The sequence below is a fragment of the Dactylosporangium sp. NPDC050588 genome, assembly GCF_040654975.1.
Classification (GTDB): domain Bacteria; phylum Actinomycetota; class Actinomycetes; order Mycobacteriales; family Micromonosporaceae; genus Dactylosporangium; species Dactylosporangium maewongense.
On record NZ_JBFAJA010000041.1, the window covers coordinates 37,593 to 55,237 of the forward strand.

Genomic DNA, 17,645 nt, shown 5'->3' on the forward strand with positions numbered 1-17,645 from the left:
ACCCTCGCGTTCCGCTTGACCTTCACATCAGTGTGAACCTCCGACGATGCGGGCATGCCACTGCTCCTGCTGTCCCTCGCGCAGTTCCTCCTGGCCCTGGACTACTCGATCGTCTACGTGGCGCTGCCCGCGATCGCCGCCGATCTGGACCTGTCGCTGACGGCCGCGCAGTGGGTGGTGAGCGCGTACGCGGTGCCGTTCGCCGGCTTCCTCCTCTTCGGCGGCCGGCTCGCCGACCGGGTCGGGGCGGGCCGCCTCTTCGTCGCGGCGACGGTCCTGTTCGGCGCCGCCTCGGTCGCCGGTGGTCTCGCCGGGAACGGCGAGGTCCTGCTGGCCGCCCGCTTCGCCCAGGGGGTCGCCGCCGCGCTGCTGCAACCGGCGGTCCTCGGTCTGCTCGGCACCCTCTTCGTCGCGCGGGCCCGGGCGCTGTCCGTCTGGGGTGCCGTCGGCGCCTCGGGTCTCGCCGCGGGTGTCGTGCTGGGCGGCGCCCTCACCCGCCTGTCCTGGCGCTGGACCTTCTTCGTCAACGTCCCGGTGACCCTGCTGTGCGCCCTCGGCGGCCTCGCGTGGCTGCTGCGCCCCTCCCCGCGCGGCGGCACCCGGATCCCGCTGCCGGGCGCGCTGCTCGGCACCGGCGCGGCCCTCGCCGCGGTGCTGGCGCTGACCTTCCCGGGCTCCGCGCTGCTGCTCTCCGCCGTGGTGGCGGTGCTGCTCGGCGCCGGCTTCGCGCTGCACGAGCGCACGTCCCGCACCTCGCTCATCCCGCCGGCGCTGCGCCGGATCCGCAGCCTGCGGGTGGGCGTGGCGGCGACCGCGCTGTACATGGCCAGCGTCGGCGCGGAGTTCTACGTCGTCACCCTGCTCCTGCAGACGTCCCGCGGCTATTCCCCGCTCCGCGCCGGCCTGGCGTTCCTGCCCCTGGCCGCCCTGGTCACGGTGGGCAGCGCCGTGACCGGCCGGGCGGTGCGCCGGTTCGGCTCCCCCGCCGTCCTGTCCGCCGGCTTCGCCCTGGCCGCCACGGGCCTGGCCTGGCTGGCGGCGTTCGCCGGCGGCTCCTACGCCGGCGGCCTCCTGCCGGGCCTGCTGGTCACCGGCTTCGCCCACGGCATGGTCTACACCGCGATGTTCGTCCTCGGCGCCCGCGACGTCCCGGCGGCGCACCAGTCCTCGGCGGGTGCCGTCCTGACCACGTCCCAGTACCTGGCCGGCGCGGTGACGATCGCGCTGCTCACTCCGGTCCTCGCCAGCGGCTCGTTCGCGTGGGCCTTCCTGCTGACCGCCGGGGCGGCCACAGCGGGAGCGCTGATCGCCGTGCCCGGCTTTTGGCCACACGGTATCCGCGCGGTCCGTACTGAGTGACACTGATGCGGTGATCGACCTCGATGCCACCGGCCCGGTGCGGGCGGCGCCGGCCCGCCGCCGCCCCTGGTGGCTGCCGGGGTTGCTCGCCGTGGTGCTGCTCCTGCCCGGCAGCGGGCCGATGACGGCCGACCCCGCTTCGGGGCCGCCGCCCCCGTCGGTGGTGCTGGAGGGCGACGGGATCGGCGACATGCGCGCCGACGGCGACACGCTGGTCCTGCTGATGCGCACCGCCGTGGCGGCGTACCGGATGCCGGGCGGCACCCGCCGCTGGAGCGTCCCGGTCGAGCCCGGCGCGCGGCTGCTGGCCGCCTCGCACGGCCGCGTGGTCCTCGCGGTCGAGGAGCCGGCGACCCGCACGGCCGCCCTCGTCGGCATCGACACCGCGACCGGCACCGAGGTCTGGCGGCGCGACGGGTCCGTGCCGTCGCCGCCGTCCGGTGAGGGCCCGCCGGGGCTGCTGCTCGCCCGCGCGGACGACGTGATCGACGGGCGCCTCCTCGGCCTCGACGTCCGCACCGGCGAGGTCCGCTGGCAGCTCGGCACGCCCTCGGTCCGCCGCGTCCTGGCGGCGGCCGGCGGCCGGCGGGAGATCGCCGACCTCGACCCCGACGGCACGCTGCTCATCCGCGACGCCGGCTCGGCCGCGGTCGTGCGCACGGTCGCGCTGCCCGGCCTCGGCGCGGTCGACGGCTTCGACGTCGCCGGCGACCGGCTGCTCGTCTACCACTTCGAGCGCACCACGCTGCTGGACAGCGCCGTGTACGACCTGACGACCGGCCGCCGCCTCTGGCAGCGCACCGCCATGGCGGCCGCCGGCGGCCTGTGGTGGTGCGGGACCCTGCTGTGCACCGGCACCGTCGGACGGACCACGGTGGTGGACCCCGACACCGGCGACCCGCGGTGGAGCATCACCGGCTGGACCGACCTCGGCCCGTTCGGCGACGGCCTCATGTGGGCGACCGAACCCACCCCCGACACCGCCGACCCGGCGCTCGGCGCCGTCGTGCTGGACGCCACCACCGGCCGGGTCGTGCGCCGCTTCGGCCCGTGGGACGTCGTCGCCGCGCTCCCCGGCCACGCCGCCCTGGTGACCGGCCGCAACCCCGGCGGCTCGCTGGTCGCCCGCCTCGACCTCACCACCGGCGCGGTGACCGTCCTGGGCCGCACCGAGCACTGGCCGGCCCCGCCGAAGTGCCTGGCCACCGCCACCCTCCTGGCCTGCCACCGCGAGCGGGTGTCGGTCTGGCAGCTGTGACGCCGGCTACCGGTCCGCTTCGAGGGGGTACCCGTACTTCCGGGCCTCCGCGCGGACGAACCCCGGCACGGCCGCGGGATTGATCGCCCGGATCACCGCGTCGGTCAGCGGCAGGAACGCGGCGACGTGCCCGACCGCGGCCCTGGGCAGGACGACCTCGTGCACCTCCTCGGCGTACACGCAGTACTGCTCGGCGATGTCGTCGAAGAGGACGTCCAGCAGCCACGAGCCGTCCGGGTCCACCTCGTCGTCGTCCGCGGGCGAGAAGTCGATGTCCTCCGCGTGCCACCGCTCGTCGGGAGGACGATCGCGTGTTGGCTGCGGCGTGAGCGGATGCTCTCCGCGTAAATCGTGTCGATAGGACGGCGGCCGACCTCTACCGTGCACCGAGTGTCTCCCGATCACCCTCCCTTGACTGTCCTGCACGCGTTTGGTGTCGACGGGCCCGCCCGGCCGTTGGCTGGTGGGCAAGGCACCTCGTGGAGTGCGGAGGATCTGGTGCTCAAGCCGGATGGGGGCGCCCTGCATGAATGGCTGGCCGCTGCATTCGCCGACGTGACAGGTGACGGTTTCCGGCTCGCAGCGCCGGTCCGTACCCGTGACGGTGCCTGGGCCGTGCAGGGTTGGTCTGCCATGCGGCGGGTCCAGGGCACCGAACCGGACTACTGCGCCGTGTCGACGTGGCAGGAGATCCTCAGCGCCGGCCGAGCGTTTCACCGGGCGGTCGCCCACATCGTCCGGCCGGTCTTTCTCGATACGCGACAGGACTGGTGGGCACAGGCGGACAGAGCGGCCTGGGGCGAACGGGCTGTCCGGTTCCTGCCGGAGTTCGCCGCCCTGGCCCACCGGCTGCAGGACGCACTCGAGCCGTTGGGGCGCCCGCAGCTCGTGCACGGGGACCTGACGAAGAACGTCCTGTTCGCTTCCGGGCTCCCTCCGGCCATCATCGATATCTCGCCCTACTGGCGGCCACCCGCTTACGCCGAAGGCATCGTGGTGGCTGACGCACTCTGCTGGCACGACGCACCAGCGTCGCTGTGGGAAACGGTGGACGTGTCAGCGGCAGCGGTAGCGCGGGCCCTGCTGTTCCGGCTGGCCACGACAAACGAACGCGTCGTGTCCGGAGGCGAGAGCGCCGATCTGCAGGACGAAGCTCGGCGGTACGAGCTCGCGGCTGCAGTCATTGGTCTATGACCCATCCACCAACAGAGCTTACGCAGGCGCGTCCAGGTCCTTTCGATGCGGGGTTCCGGGAGCGCCCGGTCCTCCGTCCACGACTTGCGTCGGCCGTGGGAACGCTCGGTGCCGCCGGAGCGACTCACCCCGGTCCGGGTACGGCGGGGGTCAAACGCGCGTCCTGCACCGCCGCGTTCGCCAGCCTCGTCCATCACCCTCACGCACCTACTACAACCGCAAACGGCGGACCGCCACGCCGGTGGAGCAGGGTGGCGTGGCGGTCCGGGGAGGGGCTGGTCAGGCGGCGCGGGCGGTGCTCAGCTGACGGTGCAGGTGGCTCCGTTCAGGGTGAAGGCCGTCGGGCGGGGGTTCGTGCCGGTGTACGAGCCGTTGAAACCGATCGACACGGTGCCGCCGGCGGGGAGGGCGCCGTTCCAGGACTCGTTGCGGGCGGTGACGGCGGCGCCGGTCTGGGACCAGGTCGCCGACCAGCCCTGGGTGACGCGCTGGTTGCCGGGGAACGTGAACGCCAGGGTCCATGCGGACAGCGGGGTGCTGCCGGTGTTGCGGATCGTCACCGCGCCGCCGAAGCCGCCACCGCCCCACTCGCTCGCCGTGTACGTGACCGCGCAGGTCGCGGTCGGGTCGGTGCCGCCCGCGGTGGTGACCGTCGCGGCCGCCGAGGCGGGGCCCGTGCGGCCGGCGGCGTCGACGGCGACGACCGTGTACCGGGTCGTCGTGCCCGGCGTGAGGCCGGTGAGCTGGTACGACAGGCCGGTGACCGTGGCCAGGAGGGTGCTGTCGCGGTACACCCGGTAACCGGTCGGGGTGCTGCCGGAGGCCGGCGCGGTCCAGGTCAGCGTCGCCGACGTCGAGGTGAGTGCGGACACCGACGGCGTGCCGGGCTGGCCGGGTGACTCGACGGTGCCGGTGTAGCTCAGGCCGAACCCGAACGGGAACAGCGGTGTCTTGCCGTCGCCGTCGTTGATGGGTTCCTGGGACGCGGTCTGCATCCAGGTCACCGGCAGTTTGCCGCTCGGGTTGTGGTCGCCGAAGAGGACGTCGGCGACGCCGGCGCCCTCGGTGCCGGGCAGCCAGGCGGCGAGCAGGGCGCGCCAGTCGGGCAGCTGCGCGGCGATGTCGAGTGGGCGGCCGGAGACGAGGACGACCACGACCGGCACGCCCGACGCCTTGAGCGTGTTGAGCGTCTGCAGGTCGGTCGCGTCCAGGCCGAGGGAGCCGGGCCGGTCGCCCTGGCCCTCCGCGTAGGGGGTCTCGCCGATGACCGCGATCGCCGCCGTGTAGGAGCCGTCGATGCCGGCGCCGGTCGCGTTGTACTGCACCGTCGAGCCGGGCGCGGCGGCGCGGATGCCCTGCAGGATCGTGGTGCCCGTGGTGGTCTGGCCGCTCGCGCCCTGCCAGCTGATCGTCCAGCCGCCGCTCTGGTTGCCGATGTTGTCGGCGCTCTTGCCGGCGACGAAGTAGCGCCCGCCGCTCTTCGCGAGGGGCAGGACGTTGCCGGTGTTCTTCAGCAGCACCTGCGACTCGCGGACGGCCTGGCGGGCCACGGCGCGGTGGGCGGCGCTGCCGACGGTCGGGGTGAACGTGCGGTCGGCGAGGGGCTTCTCGAACAGCCCGTACTCGAACTTCTTCGTCAGGATCCGCCGGTTGGCGTCGTCGATGCGGGCGGTCGTCACCCGGCCGGCCTGCACCTCGGCGCGCAGCGTGGTGATGAACGACTTCCACTCGGTGGGCACCATGACCATGTCGATGCCGGCGTTGACCGCGCGGCGGACCTCGGAGGCGGTGAACCCGGTGCCGCCCTCGATCTGGTCGATGCCGTTCCAGTCGGACACGACGAAGCCCTTGAAGCCCAGCTCGCCCTTGAGGACGGAGTTGATGAGGTAGTCGTTGCCGTGCAGCTTCTGGCCGTTCCAGGAGGAGTACGACACCATCACCGACGCGACGTTGCGCCGCACGGCCTCGGTGAACGGCGGCAGGTGCACGGCGCGCAGCTCCGCCTCGGACAGCTGGGTGTCGCCCTGGTCGACGCCGCCGGTCGTGCCGCCGTCGCCGACGTAGTGCTTGGCCGTGGCCAGCACGCCCTTGCCCTGGTAGCCGTCGATGATCGTGGCCATCTGCACGGGCAGCTCGGGTTTCTCCCCGAACGACTCGTAGGTGCGGCCCCACCGGTCGTTGCGGGCCACGCACAGGCACGGCGAGAAGGTCCAGTCGACGCCGCTGCCCTGCACCTCCTCGGCGGTGGCCGCGCCGACCTGCTGCACCAGCGCCGGGTCGCGGGTCGCGCCGAGGCCGATGTTGTGCGGGAAGATCGTGGCGCCGGCGAGGTTGTTGTGACCGTGCACCGCGTCGGAGCCGTAGATCAGCGGGATGCGCAGCGGGGTGGCCAGGGCGCCGTTCTGGAACCGGTCGACCATGTCGGCCCAGCCGGTCGCCGTGTTCGGCGAGGGCGCCGAGCCGCCGCCGGAGAGGATCGAGCCGATCTTGTACTGGGTGACCTCGGCCGGCGTGATCGACGCGCGCTCGGCCTGGGTCATCTGCCCGATCTTCTCGTCGAGCGTCATGCGTGACAGCAGGTCCTCGACCCGGGTGGCGACCGGCAGCGACGGGTCCTCGTACGGCACGGCGGCCAGCGCCGGCCGGGCGACGGTCAACGTCGCGGCGACGAGCGCGCAGGTGGCGGCGAAGGTGATGGCGGAGCGGCGCATCCGGGTGTTCCTCCTCGGCGGCAGGGGGCTCCGACGCTAAGCCGCGCCTGCCCCCGCACGCCGGTCACCGTCCCCACGGGAGCGCGAAATCCCTGCTCACCGCACCGCCAGGAATGAAAGCTACAAAGCCGCACCGGGCCGGCGGAAACCGTCGGCCCGGTGCGGTGGTGGGGTGTGTCAAACAAGCGGGGTGTGTCGAACAAGCGGGGTGTGTCGAACAAGCGGGGTGTGTCGAACCAACAGAGCGTCAGAAGCCGAGCTTGCCCGCGCCCGCCTTCGCGGACACCAGGGCCGGGACCGCCGTCGCGGGGTCCGGGGCCGCGGCCCGCAGGGTCGGCACCCAGGTGCCGGCCGTCAGGTCGGGGTCGTGGGTGGCGTTGTACTCGTCGACGAGGCTGACGGCCGAGACAGGGCCCGTGCCGATCCGGGTGGCGGTGCCGACCTCGGTGATGGTGCCGGGAGCGGTGCCGCGCCAGTCGTACACGACGGACGACAGCGGGATGTCGGCGCTGCGGAGCAGGAAGTTGTTCTCCGCGTAGAGCGAGGCGTAGACGCCGACGCCCCACGAGTAGCTGTAGCTGTCCTCGTCGGTGGCGTAGAAGTAGTTGGAGTAGACGTCGACCTGGCCGAAGCGGACCCGCGGCACGCGCTGGCCGACGTTGGCGAAGCGGTTGTGGTGGATGGTGACGCGGAGCTTGCCGACGTCGGCGCCGACGGTGTTCGAGGAGCCGATGAGCATCGTCTTGTCGTGGTCGAAGAAGTTGTTCCACGAGATGGTGACGAGGTCGGAGGCGCGGATCACGTCGAGGGCGCCGTCGTGGACCTGGTACGGGCGGCCGAAGTACAGCGGCTGCGTCTCGTCGGTGTTGTTGCCGTCGCTGAAGTTGTTGTGGTCGGCCCAGACGTGGGTGGAGCCGGTGACGGTCACCGTGTCGTAGAGGGAGTTCCAGTTGCCCAGGGCGCCGTCGGTCGGGTCCCAGGAGGGGAAGCAGTCGTGGGCGTCCTCGAGGCGCAGGTTGCGCAGGATGACGTTGTCGACCTTCTCGACGAGCAGGTTGGCGCCGGTGATCTTCGAGCCGCCGAGGCCGACGATCGTGGTGTTGCCGCCGACCTTGATGTTGACCCGGGCCCCCTGGTTCTTCGCCGACCGTGCCCGGGCGTCCTCGAGCGGGCCGGTGGGCTTCGTGGCGCGGCCCCAGACGGCCGGGTCGTACGCGGCGAGGAACGCGTCCAGGCTGTACGCCGGGTCGGCGTAGTCGGCGCACGTGTGGCCGGCGTTGGCGTCGATCCCGCCGGACACGAAGACGATCTTCGGGGTGTCGCCCGCGACGGCCGCGGCCAGCTCGTCGCGGGTGCGGACGGTGAAGACGTGGTCGGCGTCGGCGGCGGAGCCGCCGGTGGTGCCGGTGGTGTCCGAGGCCCAGCCGTCACCGGCGGGCAGGGCCTGGCGGGCTAACGCGAGTGCGGCGGAGGGCGTGCCATCCGCCGCGGACGCGGTGACGGCCGCGCCCGCGAGCAGTGCCGCGCTGGCAACAGCGGCGACGACGACGGTGGTCTTGCGCATGCAGACTCCAAAAGAGGCGAGGAAAGCGCATTCCTAGCGCCAACGTGCCACCCGGTACAGAGCGGAGTCAATGCTCTGCGTTTGCAGGATTGTTGCAGTCAGGACGGCTGGATGACCCAGTCCGGATGCTTCCGGGCGAACGCGTCCAGGGAGTCCGAACAGGCCGCGGCGAACAGGTCGAGCGTCACGGGGTCCAGCTGCTCGAACGCCGTGCCGTTGCGGGTCGCGGCGTTGAACTGCCCGCCGTTGGTCCGCAGCATCGTCACCGCGTCGGGGCGCAGCCCGCGCAGCTGAAACATCCAGTCGGTGACGGACCGGCCGTTGCCGTCGAAGGTCAGCGACTCGCCGACCGCGGTCAGCGTCCGGTCGAGCGCGAGGGGGTTGCCCAGCACGCCGGCCGAGGTGACCCGGCGCCCGAGCGCGGTGAGCAGCTGCTGCTGGTGGCGCTGGCGGCCGTAGTCGCCGTCCGGCAGCAGCTCCCGCTGCCGCACGTAGTCGAGGGCCTCCCAGCCGGCGAAGTGGCGGCAGCCCACCTCGTACACCTGCGGCCTGACCCCGGGGATCCGCTCGGGGCGGAACGTCGGCGGGATCAGGCGGAACGGCGCGGTCTGCCGGCCCTGCGCGTCCCATCCGATGTGCACGGACACGGTCCGCACGTCGACGCACAGGTCGACGCCGCCGACCGCGTCCACGACCCGGCGCAGCCCGGCGAAGTCGATGATCGCGCCGGCGTCGAAGGCGAGGCCGGTGAGCTGCCGCACGGTCGTGGCGAGCAGCGCGAACCCGCCGGCCCGCCCGCCGTCGCCCTGCGATCCGGCCGCGAACGCGGCGTTGAGCTTGTCGGTGCCGTGCCCGGGGATCTCGACCCGGGTGTCCCGCGGCAGCGACACCAGCCAGGCCCGGTCGCCGCCTGCCGACACGTGCAGCACGATGATCGAGTCGGCGCGGGCGCCGGCCTGGTCCTCGCCGGGCCGCGCGTCGATCCCGACGAGCAGGATGTTGCGCCCGGGCTGCGCCGATGCCGGCGGCGGACTCCACCGGGGCGCCGACTCGATGGTGATCCGCCGAGGGGGTGGGCGGTCCCGCGCCGCCTCGCCGAGCAGGTCCACCTGGTCGACGGCGCCCTCGTAGTGCCGCCACGCCACGGTGCCCCCGCCGACCAGCGAGACCAGCGTGACGGCGGTGACGATCATCCCGCGCCACACACTGGAAGCATCGGCGGGCAGGGCGCGGATGTTAGGAGTCGCGGTACCCGTACCGGCGCCGCAACGGCACGGTGAAGGCCCCGGTCAACCGGCGGTGCCGCGGCGCCATCCCCCTCGTCCACTCGTCGTCGAGCCGCAGGTGGACCGCCCCGGAGCGGAACCGGACGGGGTTGCCGGAGACCTGGTGGGTGGGGCGCACGAACACCTCGCCGCGGTCGCCGACCGGCACCGCCGCGGCGGGGACGCCGCTGAGCCGGGTGACGGCCCGCAGCGTCGCGTCCGGCGCGGCGACCAGGTCCTCGTACCGGAACCGCAGGTACGGCAGGCCCGCCCGGCGGGTGATCCGCTCCGTCGCGAGGTTCCACGCCGACCAGTACAGCGCCGTGGACGCCGGGTGCATGCGGGGCATCAGCTCGCCGTTCGGCGCGTCCGGGTCCTTCTTGTGCCGCTGCCACGAGTACGCGACGGCCCGCGGGTCGCGGACGATGTGGGCCACCCGCACGTCCAGGCCGGGCGCCTGCAGCAGCGCCGTCAGGTAGGACGGGAACTTCGAGGAGTCGACGACGACGTCGGCGCCGCTGACCTTCGCCACTGCCCGGTACAGGTCGGCGAGGGCCTGGTAGTACCAGCGCAGCTCGTCCGCGCCGGGCGGCCGGGTCGGGCGCAGCACCAGCCCCGGCAGGTGCCGGGTCCGGAAGCGGCGGGACGCCTCGTCGAGCTCGCGCAGCTCGTCGCCGTCCGGGATGCGGCCGAACGCCTCGTGCAGGACCTCCACCCAGAACTCGCACGAGCGCAGCGGCGTGCCGCAGCTGCACCGCCGGTTCTGCAGCAGGCCGCGCTCCCAGAGGAACTTGATCTCACCGACGCCGACGAGGCCGGGCACCTGGTCCAGCATTCCCTCCGCGAGGGTGCTGCCGCTGCGGCCCCACCCGGCGAGGTACAGCACGCGGGTGGTCGGCGGCTCGTCGGTGTGCACCTTCGTCCAACGTTGCGCCGGCATCGCGGGTTACGACCTGGTTGGACCGTTTTGCCGGGGCGTTTGACCCGCCTTGGATCAGGGGTACCACGGCGTGATGCGACGCGGGTTGGTCATCGTCGCCGTGGTCCTGACCCTGGTCCTCGGCTGGGGCACGTTCGCCTCGACCCAGCCGCCGGGCCGGCACGAGTTCCGCGCGACGGCGGTCGAGGCCGCCCGGTCGGCGCACGACGCCCTCGAGTCCGCGTATGCCGCGGGCACCGCGCTGCGGGAGGGCCGGGTGACGACGCTCTACGTGACCGTCCTGCTCGACGGCGGCACCAGGCGTACCGCCACGCGGATCGACAAGCTCACCCACCTGCCGCCGCCGGACGACGACATGCGCGCGCTGCGCGACGAGCTCGCCCCGATGCTCACCGAGAGCATGCGGCGCCTCGGCGACACCGCCGCCGAACCCACCGAGGTCGGGGCGCTGCCGGCACTCACCGAACGCCTGTCGGCGTTCCTGGAGCAGCACGGGTGAGGCGGTCCTCCCCTCATCACCCCGGCAGCGGCTCTCCTGGATCCTGGAACGCACCGCCCGTGCCGTGATGAGGCGCCACAGTAGGCGGGTAGCCTGGTCCGACGCGCGCTTCGAACCGAGATCCCGGGGTAGTGATCGCCGGTCGGGGCGAGATCGTCTTTGACTGGAGAGGTTCCGATGTCCGACCTTGCTCAGATCGGCGTTACCGGTCTCGCGGTGATGGGACGTAACCTGGCCCGCAACCTGGCCCGCAACGGTTACGCCGTCGCCGTGCACAACCGCTCCTACGAGCGGACCCGCCGCCTCGTGGACGAGTTCGGGCACGAGGGCACGTTCGTGCCGAGCGAGTCGATGGCCGACTTCGTCGCGTCCCTCGCGCGCCCGCGGGCCGTCATCATCATGGTGAAGGCCGGCGGCCCCACCGACGCCGTCATCGACGAGCTGATCCCGCTCCTGGAGCCCGGCGACATGATCGTCGACGCGGGCAACGCCCACTTCGCCGACACCCGCCGCCGCGAGCAGGCGCTGCGCTCCGCCGGTCTGCATTTCGTCGGTACCGGCGTCTCCGGCGGCGAGGAGGGCGCGCTGCTCGGCCCCTCGATCATGCCCGGCGGCTCGCCCGAGTCGTACCAGACCCTCGGCCCCATGTTCGAGAAGATCGCCGCGGTCGTCGACGGCACCCCGTGCTGCGTGCACGTCGGCCCCGACGGTGCCGGCCACTTCGTGAAGATGGTCCACAACGGCATCGAGTACGCCGACATGCAGCTCATCGCGGAGGCCTACGACCTGCTCCGCGCCGGCATCGGCGCCACCCCGGCCGAGATCGCCGACATCTTCCGCACCTGGAACACCGGCGACCTCGAGTCCTTCCTCATCGAGATCACCGCGGACGTTCTCGGCCACGTCGACGCCGAGACCGGCCAGGCCTTCGTGGACATCGTCCTGGACCAGGCCGAGCAGAAGGGCACCGGCCGCTGGACCGTGCAGAGCGCCCTCGATCTGGGCGTGCCGATCACCGGCATCGCCGAGGCCACCTTCGCCCGCTCCCTGTCCGGCCACGCCGACCAGCGCGCCGCGGCCCGTGCGGCGTTCCCGTCGACCTCGGGCGGGCTCCAGGTGGAGGACCGGGACCAGTTCATCGAGGACGTGCGCCTGGCCCTCTACGCCTCGAAGATCGTCGCGTACGCGCAGGGCTTCGACCACATCGAGGCCGGCTCCGCCGAGTTCGGCTGGGACATCGACCGCGGCGCCGTCTCCACCATCTGGCGCGGCGGCTGCATCATCCGCGCCCGGTTCCTCAACCGCATCCGCGAGGCCTACGACGAGAACCCGTCGCTGAAGAGCCTCATGGTCGCCCCGTACTTCGCCGAGGCCGTGAACTCCGGCGTCCCCTCCTGGCGCCGCGTCGTGGTCGCCGCCGCCCAGGCCGGCATCCCCACCCCCGCGTTCTCGTCCTCGCTGGCCTACTTCGACGGCCTGCGCGCCGAGCGCCTGCCCGCCGCCCTGATCCAGGGCCTCCGCGACAACTTCGGCGCCCACACCTACCGCCGCACCGACCGCGACGGCACCTTCCACACCCAGTGGGCCGGCGACAAGAAGGAACACACCGCCTGACCCTGACCCGCCCTTCCCGGACCGCCACGCCACCCTGCTCCACCGGCGTGGCGGTCCGCCGTTTCACCGCGGCACCGGCGGCCCGGGACGTCGGCGTCAGGCTCATCCGCCGTCAGCGGCGGCCGACGCCCGGTCGGGCAACGCAGCGCTCGCGTCGGCCCGGCATGTGTGGCTGGGGCGGTGGGTCCAGGGGAAGCTGCACCGGCCGGCACTCGTCGACGATCCGCGGACAGGCGTCTGGCGCGGCGTGACGCAGGAGGAGCGGGACTGACGCCCCGGGGCCGCGGGTCCACCATGCCACCGCTCATGCCCGGCGGGGAACCTGTGGGTGGGAGTGGATCACGCGACTCACGACACATGTGTTCTGCAACGTTCGACGTAGAAGTCGGGTGCGGAGCGGGCGGATGATGGCGGCTCCATCAATGTCGATGCGGCGGGACGGCCCCATCCTCCAAGACCGAACCGTCCCGCTGCTCCCCGTGAGGAGCCCCTCCATCATGTCCTATGAGACGCTGAGCCGGTCCGTTGTTTTCGTGGTGACGCTCGTGGTCCTGCTCGTCGGGCACTCGCTCGGTGATCACGTGGCGCAGACCGACCGGCAGGCGGCGCACAAGGCGACCCGCGGCGCCGCCGGCTGGCGGGCCCTCGCCGGGCATCTGCTGACGTACCACGTGACGATCACCGCGGCGCTGCTGCTGACCTGCGCGGCGCTGCGCCTGCCGCTGTCACCGGCCGGGGTCGGCGCCGGGGTGGTGTTCTCCGCCCTGACCCACGGCCTGCTCGACCGGCGCTGGCCGGTGCGGGCGGTGCTGCGGGCGACGGGCTCGCCGCGGTTCGCCGACACGACCAGCCCGGTCTGCGGCATGTACGTCGCCGACCAGGCCCTGCACCAGGTCTCGCTGCTGATCTCAGCGCTGCTCGTCGCGGGCCTGTAGATCGGGTGCAACAGATCGGTTGGTTCAGGCGTGATACCGGCATGCCACGCCCACCGGAAGATTTCGCGGAGCTGTACCGGGCCCGGTTCGCCGGGATCGCGGTGCAGCTCTACGCGTACCTGGGCGACCATGCGGAGGCGCAGGACCTGACCCAGGAGGCGTTCTGCCGCGCCCTGGAGCGCTGGCCGGCGGTGTCCGGTTACGCCGACCCGGCCGCGTGGGTGCGGCACGTCGCGTGGAACCTGGCGACGAGCCGGCTCCGGAGGTTGCAGCACGCGGTGCGCTTCCTGCAACGCCAGCGCGTCCCCGACCCGGTGCAGGGCCCGTCGCCGGACCGGGTCGTCCTGGTGGAGAGCCTGGCGAAGCTGCCCGCGGCGCAGCGCCGGGCCCTGGTCCTGCGGCACCTGGCCCAGCTGACGACGGCGGAGATCGCCGAGCAGGAGGGCGTCGCCGAGGGCACCGTGCGGTCGTGGCTGAGCCGCGGCCGGTCGGCGCTGGCCGCCGAGCACCTGGGTCGAGCAGCCGCGGGACGACGCCCCGTGGACGCGGTCGCCGGACGTGCTGACCACGACCTGCCCGCAGCCGCTGACCGACAGCTGCACCGGCCGGCTGCTGCGGGGCGGCGCCGAGGACGTCGGCGCGGTGCCGGCCCGGGCCGGCTGGATCCCGGTCACGAGTGTGCGCACCGCCGACGGCGGCCTGTGGGTCGTGATGCAGCGGCACCTGACGGCCGCCCCGTCCCTGCTGGTGCGCTCCGCCGACGGCACCACCTGGACGGACGTGCGGGAGGTGCGGGAGACGATCCGCCTGCTGCTGTCGCCGGACCGGCGCGAGCTCTGGTACGCCGGCGACCGGACCGGCATCGTCGCCCGGCTGGTCAACGGCCGGACGGTCGACCAGCCGTCGCTGCCGGCGGACGCCCGCGAGGTGGCCGTGCTCGGCGGCGGGCGCCTGCTGTGGCTGTCCCGTCAGGACGGTCGGGACGGCCTCGACGGGCTGCGGCTGCGGGGCGCGGACGGCACCGAGGAGTGGATCTCCATACCGCTGAGCACGATCAACACGCCGACGCTGCAGGTGCTCGGCGACGGGTCGGTGGTCGTGGGCGGCGACGACGGCAAGGTGACGACGGTGGGCACGGTCGGTGGCACATGGGTCACGTACACGTGAACCGGGCGCACGCGCACGTGAGCCTGTCCTGTCTCATCGGGCTCACGTACACGTGAGCCTGTCCTGTCTCATCGTGCTCACGTACACGTGAGCACGATGAGACTGGGCGCACAATTGAACGCGTTCAAGAACGGGTCTACCGTGAGCGTAGTTGAACACGTTCAAGAAGGGGCCGGTCATGGACCTCAAGCTCGGCACGTACCTCATCTATCTGGCGGTGAGCATCGTCCTCACCGTCTGGGTGGCGCGGACGCTGCTCAAGAACGGCCAGGTGTTCCTCGACGACGCGCTCACGGACGAGCGGCTCGCCAAGTCGGTCAACCACCTGCTGGTGGTCGGCTTCTACCTGCTCAACCTCGGCTACGTGGCGGTGGCGCTGAAGATCGGGCAGCGGCTGCCGGACGGCAGCTCGGCGATGGAGGCCCTGGCGTGGAAGCTAGGCCTGGTGCTGCTCGTGCTCGGCGGGCTGCACTTCTTCAACCTGTTCGTGCTGAGCCGGTTCCGCCGGCGGCGGATGCTGGACCAGCTGCCGCCGCCCGTCCCGCCGACCAGGATGATGCCCGCTCCGTATCCGCCGCTGCCGCCGTACGGGATGTCGCCGCGCCCGGCCGCCCCGCACGGCTACCCGAAGCCCACCTCGCCGCCGGTACCGCAGCAGGCGCCGCGGCCGGAGACCCAGCCCGACGAGCCGCTGCCACCGCAATGATCACGAAGCTCACCGTGCTCTACGACGCGGGTTGCGGACTGTGCCGGACGGCACGGGCGTGGCTCGCGTCGCGGGCGCAACTGGTGCCGCTGGAGTTCGTTCCGGCGGGTTCGGATGAGGCGCGCCGCCGGTATCCGGCGCTCGATCCGGCAGAGACCCTGGCCGACATCACGGTGGTCGCCGACGACGGCGGTATCTACACCGGCGACGCGGCATGGATCATCTGCCTGTGGGCGCTGGAAGGCTATCGGGGGCTGGCGGCGCGCCTCGCCCGGCCGGATCTCCGCCCGACGGCGCGGCGGATGGTGGCCGCGGCGGCCGCCGTACGCCGGGGAACAACGCCACAAGGATATGGTGCGGACTGTGGTGGAACCTGCGACGTCTGACACCGAGCCGACCGCGAAAGGCGAACAGACCCGGCGGCTGATCGTGGACACCGCCGTCCGGCTCTTCGGCGAGCAGGGCTACGACAAGACCACGATGCGCGCGATCGCGACGGCCGCCGGCGTCTCGGTCGGCAACGCGTACTACTACTTCCCGTCCAAGGATCACCTGGTCCAGGCGTTCTACACCACGGTCCAGGACGCCCACGCCGAGGCGTGCGAGCAGCTCCTGGCCGCGCCGGGGACGTTCGTCGACCGGCTGCGCGCCGCGATGCTCGCCGGCGTGGAGACGATGGCGCCCTATCACGGCTTCGCCGGCACGTTCTTCAAGACGGCCGCCGAGCCCGGCTCGCCGCTGAGCCCGTTCAGCGCCGAGTCCGCGCCGGCGCGGGAGCGGTCGGTGCGGATGTTCCGGTCCGTCGTGGACGGCGCCACCACGAAGATCGACCCCGAGCTGCGGGCCGAGCTGCCGGAGCTGCTGTGGCTCGCGCAGATGGGTGTCACGCTGTACTGGGTGCACGACACCTCCCCCGGGCAGGAGAAGACCCGGCTGCTGGTCGAGCGGTCCGCGCCGCTGATCGACCGGCTGGTCGCGATGTCCCGCTTCCGGATGTTCAAGCCCGTCACGCGGGAGATCCTCAGCCTGTACCGGTTGCTGCGCTGAGGTGTCGGCGCTCACTCGGGCGGGTACATCTACGGTTCACGACCAGCAGGTGTTCGCCCAGTTCGAACGCGTGTACGTAACGGATCGGTAACCACTTGTTCAACGTGAACGTTCGCCGACGGCCGGATCCTCGGGTAGCGTCGGCTCGCATGGCGACCTTGCGTATCGACCGCACGGCCGCCGACTCCGATGCGGTGATCTGCGCCATTGAGCAGGCCGAGGGCTACATTGCATCGATCTGCTTCAAGACGGGACCACCGGAGACGGTCGGCGTCGAGCTCGAGTACACCGTCCATGCCAGCGCTGACCCGACGACATACGTCGATCCCGATCGAATGTGTCAGGCGCTCGGCGACCACGCACCACCCGCCCTGAACGCCGGCACGGCACACCTGCCGCTGCGGCACGGGTCGGCCGTCACCCTCGAGCCGGGTGGCCAGGTGGAGCTCTCCACCGTCCCGCAACGCTCTCTGACGGAGCTCCACGAGGCCGTCAGCGCCGATCTCGCGGAGCTCACCGGGCGACTCGCCCGCGCCGGGCTGGAGCTCGGCGGCACCGGCATCGACCCGCACCGCCGGCCGCGGCGGATGCTCTCCACTCCCCGGTACGACGCGATGGCGTCGGCGTTCGCGCGCCGCAACGACGCCGGGCGCACCATGATGTGCAGCACCGCCGGCCTGCAGGTCTGCCTCGACGCGGGCCCGCCGTCACGCTGGGCCGCGGTGCACGACCTCGGGCCGCCGCTCATCGCCCTGTTCGCCAACTCGCGGCGCCACGCCGGGCACGACACCGGCTGGGCGTCGGCGCGGATGCGCACGTGGCTGGCGATCGACCCGTCCAGGACCCGTCCGGTCCCCGCCGGCGACGACGGTGCGCTGGACTGGGCCCGCTACGCGCTGGACGCGCAGCTGCTCTGCGTCCGGCGCACCGAAGGGCCGTGGACCGCGCCCGCGGGGGTCACGTTCGCGGACTGGATCGGCGGGGCGCTCGGCCCGCCGCCGACCTGGGCGGACCTCGACTACCACCTGAGCACGCTGTTCCCGCCGGTGCGCCCGCGCGGCTACCTCGAGGTGCGCTACCTCGACACGCTGCGGGGCCCCGACTGGTTCGCGCCGGCCGCGATCCTCACCGCGCTGCTCGCCGACGAGCCGACCGTCGACCGGGTGCGTGAGCTGTGCGCGCCCGTCGCCGGCGAGTGGGCCCTGGCCGCCCGCCTCGGCATGGCCGACCCGGCCCTGGCCCGGGCCGCGACCGCGGTCCGCGACCTGGCCCTGTCACGGCTCGACCTGCCCGACGACCTGCTGCTGGACGTCATCGAAGGGAGCACCCGCCATGAACGGTTCGAAGCGTAGCGTCTGGTCCGGCCGGCGCCGGGGCGCGGCTCGC

At 72.8% G+C, this 17,645-nt stretch carries 16 protein-coding genes and 1 pseudogene; 12 read left to right on the top strand and 5 right to left on the bottom strand.

From position 1 onward, the window contains the following. Window positions 1-54: 54 nt before the first annotated feature. Together AB0I21_RS27605 and AB0I21_RS27610 are read left to right on the top strand one after the other, a co-directional pair. The gene (locus AB0I21_RS27605; RefSeq protein WP_360565409.1) at window positions 55-1,359 is read left to right on the top strand and encodes an MFS transporter; all 1,305 of its coding nucleotides are present in this window, start codon (window positions 55-57) and stop codon (window positions 1,357-1,359) included. Window positions 1,360-1,369: 10 nt separating this feature from the next. Continuing rightward, window positions 1,370-2,617, top strand: coding sequence for a PQQ-binding-like beta-propeller repeat protein (locus AB0I21_RS27610; protein WP_360565410.1), 1,248 nt, complete (start codon window positions 1,370-1,372; stop codon window positions 2,615-2,617). Between the two features lie 6 nt (window positions 2,618-2,623). Here the strand turns inward: AB0I21_RS27610 and AB0I21_RS27615 are convergent, their stop codons facing one another. Then, entirely contained in the window at window positions 2,624-2,860 is a 237-nt protein-coding gene (locus tag AB0I21_RS27615) for a hypothetical protein (RefSeq protein ID WP_360565411.1), read from the bottom strand. A 168-nt stretch (window positions 2,861-3,028) separates the two neighbouring features. Between AB0I21_RS27615 and AB0I21_RS27620 the strand changes: the two genes are divergently transcribed. Next, window positions 3,029-3,811, top strand: a complete 783-nt coding sequence (locus tag AB0I21_RS27620; protein ID WP_360565413.1) for a TIGR02569 family protein — start codon at window positions 3,029-3,031, stop codon at window positions 3,809-3,811. A gap of 299 nt (window positions 3,812-4,110) precedes the next feature. Here the strand turns inward: AB0I21_RS27620 and AB0I21_RS27625 are convergent, their stop codons facing one another. The 4 genes from AB0I21_RS27625 to AB0I21_RS27640 all read right to left on the bottom strand — a co-directional run bounded on the left by AB0I21_RS27625 (window position 4,111) and on the right by AB0I21_RS27640 (window position 10,291). Continuing rightward, complete coding sequence (locus tag AB0I21_RS27625; protein WP_360565415.1) at window positions 4,111-6,522, bottom strand: glycoside hydrolase family 3 N-terminal domain-containing protein; 2,412 nt, start codon at window positions 6,520-6,522, stop codon at window positions 4,111-4,113. A 247-nt stretch (window positions 6,523-6,769) separates the two neighbouring features. Then, window positions 6,770-8,086 (bottom strand): pectate lyase, encoded by a 1,317-nt coding sequence (locus AB0I21_RS27630; RefSeq protein ID WP_360565417.1) that lies wholly within the window; start codon window positions 8,084-8,086, stop codon window positions 6,770-6,772. Window positions 8,087-8,184: 98 nt separating this feature from the next. Beyond that, window positions 8,185-9,291 carry an LCP family protein gene (locus AB0I21_RS27635; protein ID WP_360565418.1) on the bottom strand — a complete coding sequence of 369 codons (1,107 nt, stop codon included), beginning with the start codon at window positions 9,289-9,291 and terminating at the stop codon, window positions 8,185-8,187. A gap of 31 nt (window positions 9,292-9,322) precedes the next feature. Then, on the bottom strand, window positions 9,323-10,291 hold the full coding sequence (locus AB0I21_RS27640; protein ID WP_360565420.1) for a sulfotransferase: 969 nt from the start codon (window positions 10,289-10,291) through the stop codon (window positions 9,323-9,325). A 73-nt stretch (window positions 10,292-10,364) separates the two neighbouring features. On the opposite strand from AB0I21_RS27640, the gene AB0I21_RS27645 reads away from it, so the two are divergent. The 9 genes and pseudogenes from AB0I21_RS27645 to egtA all read left to right on the top strand — a co-directional run bounded on the left by AB0I21_RS27645 (window position 10,365) and on the right by egtA (window position 17,611). After that, window positions 10,365-10,790, top strand: coding sequence for a hypothetical protein (locus tag AB0I21_RS27645; protein WP_360565422.1), 426 nt, complete (start codon window positions 10,365-10,367; stop codon window positions 10,788-10,790). Between the two features lie 177 nt (window positions 10,791-10,967). Further along, window positions 10,968-12,404 carry an NADP-dependent phosphogluconate dehydrogenase gene (gene gndA / locus AB0I21_RS27650; protein WP_360565424.1) on the top strand — a complete coding sequence of 479 codons (1,437 nt, stop codon included), beginning with the start codon at window positions 10,968-10,970 and terminating at the stop codon, window positions 12,402-12,404. Window positions 12,405-12,901: 497 nt separating this feature from the next. Beyond that, entirely contained in the window at window positions 12,902-13,339 is a 438-nt protein-coding gene (locus AB0I21_RS27655; protein WP_360565426.1) for a DUF3307 domain-containing protein, read from the top strand. A 41-nt stretch (window positions 13,340-13,380) separates the two neighbouring features. Next, window positions 13,381-13,824, top strand: a pseudogene (locus tag AB0I21_RS27660) (sigma-70 family RNA polymerase sigma factor); the annotation flags it as partial. A 73-nt stretch (window positions 13,825-13,897) separates the two neighbouring features. Then, on the top strand, window positions 13,898-14,506 hold the full coding sequence (locus AB0I21_RS27665; protein WP_360565428.1) for a hypothetical protein: 609 nt from the start codon (window positions 13,898-13,900) through the stop codon (window positions 14,504-14,506). A gap of 151 nt (window positions 14,507-14,657) precedes the next feature. Then, a complete protein-coding gene (locus AB0I21_RS27670) occupies window positions 14,658-15,212 on the top strand; it encodes a hypothetical protein (RefSeq protein ID WP_360565430.1) in 555 nt (184 codons plus the stop codon). After that, on the top strand, window positions 15,209-15,598 hold the full coding sequence (locus AB0I21_RS27675) for a DUF393 domain-containing protein (RefSeq protein WP_344504682.1): 390 nt from the start codon (window positions 15,209-15,211) through the stop codon (window positions 15,596-15,598). Before AB0I21_RS27670 ends, AB0I21_RS27675 begins: the two co-directional genes overlap by 4 nt. Continuing rightward, window positions 15,576-16,259 (top strand): TetR family transcriptional regulator, encoded by a 684-nt coding sequence (locus AB0I21_RS27680; RefSeq protein ID WP_360565432.1) that lies wholly within the window; start codon window positions 15,576-15,578, stop codon window positions 16,257-16,259. Before AB0I21_RS27675 ends, AB0I21_RS27680 begins: the two co-directional genes overlap by 23 nt. 149 nt (window positions 16,260-16,408) lie before the next feature. After that, window positions 16,409-17,611 (top strand): ergothioneine biosynthesis glutamate--cysteine ligase EgtA, encoded by a 1,203-nt coding sequence (gene egtA / locus AB0I21_RS27685; protein ID WP_360565434.1) that lies wholly within the window; start codon window positions 16,409-16,411, stop codon window positions 17,609-17,611. Window positions 17,612-17,645: the final 34 nt, after the last annotated feature.